Consider the following 266-nt stretch of genomic DNA (forward strand, 5'->3'; position numbering starts at 1 on the left):
CACCCGCCACCTGCAACCGCACCGTCCCACCCGCGACAACCCGCGCCTTCGACGCACCCCTACCCGACCGCGTGTCCAGGATCCGCGAAGGACCAACCGTGGTGAGCGCGGAGCCCTGGCCACCCGCGGTGTAGTAGCCGGTGATGTCGGCCAGCAGGTCGACCGCACCGCCGGAACCGTTGTACAGGTCCACCTTGCCGTCCACCACCGGAACCATCACCAGATTGGGAATCGTCTGCCCCGCAGCGAAGTTCAGGTTCGACACC

The 266-nt window shown here is 67.7% G+C and carries 1 protein-coding gene; it reads right to left on the reverse strand.

From position 1 onward, the window contains the following. Positions 1–266: hypothetical protein (locus tag IF29_RS47245; protein ID WP_037598809.1), on the reverse strand; the 266-nt coding region annotated here is incomplete at both ends.

Origin of the sequence: Streptacidiphilus jeojiense (assembly GCF_000719095.1) — a bacterium.
GTDB classification, from domain to species: domain Bacteria; phylum Actinomycetota; class Actinomycetes; order Streptomycetales; family Streptomycetaceae; genus Streptacidiphilus; species Streptacidiphilus jeojiensis.